This is a genomic window from Collinsella aerofaciens (assembly GCF_039836695.1).
Lineage (GTDB): Bacteria > Actinomycetota > Coriobacteriia > Coriobacteriales > Coriobacteriaceae > Collinsella > Collinsella aerofaciens_BD.
This window is the reverse complement of record NZ_JBDPAC010000054.1, coordinates 1-1,253: the sequence shown is the minus strand read 5'-3', so window position 1 is coordinate 1,253 and position 1,253 is coordinate 1. Positions and strand designations below refer to the sequence as shown.

Genomic DNA, 1,253 nt, shown 5'->3' with positions numbered 1-1,253 from the left:
GGCCCGAAAGAAAGGTAGGAGGCCATGACGAAAGGTCTGCACGTGCCTTCCGAGATCGGCAAGCTCAGGAAGGTCTGCCTGCACCGTCCCGGCGACGAGCTCCTCAACCTGCCGCCCGACGAGCTCGAGCGACTCCTGTTCGACGACGTCCCGTTCCTGGAGGTCGCGCAGCAGGAGCACGACACCTTCGCCCAGATCCTGAGGGACCAGGGCGTCGAGGTGCTCTACCTCGAGAACCTCGTCGCCGAGGTGTTCGACCAGGTCCCCGGCGCCCGCGCCGAGTTCACCGACCAGTACATCGCCGAGGCCGGCATCCGCGGCCAGCACATGCCGCAGATCGTCCGCGAGAAGCTGGACTCCATCGAGGACAACCTCGAGTTCGTCAAGAAGACCATGGCCGGCATGACCAAGGCCGAGATCGACATGCCCCTCACGGCGTCCACGACCCTCGACTCCCTGGTCAACTCCGAGTCCGAGTCCGACCTGATCATCGACCCGATGCCCAACCTCTACTTCACCCGCGACCCGTTCGCGGTCGTCGGCGAGGGCGTCAACCTCAACCGCATGTACTCGGTCACCCGCAACCGCGAGACCCTGTACGGCAAGTACGTCTTCAAGTACCACCCCGACTACAAGGACGTCTCCCTGTACTTCCGCCGCGACTGCCAGTTCCACACCGAGGGCGGCGACGTGCTGAACATCAACGAGAAGACCCTCGCCGTCGGCATCTCCCAGCGCACCCAGGCCGCCGCTATCGACGTCATGGCCCAGAACATCTTCTGGAACTCCGACTCCAAGGTCGAGCGCATCCTGGCCTTCGACATCCCGGTCTCGCGCGCCTTCATGCACCTCGACACGGTCTTCACCCAGATCGACGTCGATAAGTTCACGATCCACCCCGCCATCATGGGCACCCTGCGCGTCTACGAGCTGACCGCCGGCAAGAACCCGGGCGACGTGAACATCCGCCTGATCGAGGACACCCTCGAGCACGTCCTGGAGGACGCCACCGGCGTCGACCAGGTCAAGCTGATCCCCTGCGGCGGCGGCGACCCGATCGCGGCCTCCCGCGAGCAGTGGAACGACGGCTCCAACACCCTGTGCGTCGAGCCCGGCAAGATCTGCGTCTACGCCCGCAACACCGTCACCAACGACGTGCTGTACAAGGAGGGCCTGGACCTTCTCGTCGTGCCCTCTGCCGAGCTCTCCCGCGGCCGCGGCGGCCCGCGCTGCATGAGCATGCCCTTCTGGCG

The 1,253-nt window shown here is 65.5% G+C and carries 1 protein-coding gene; it reads left to right on the top strand.

The window, feature by feature from the left end; genetic code table 11:
- Window positions 1–24: 24 nt before the first annotated feature.
- On the top strand, window positions 25–1,253 hold a 1,229-nt coding region (gene arcA, locus ABG996_RS10750), incomplete at its 3' end, for an arginine deiminase (RefSeq protein WP_118388887.1).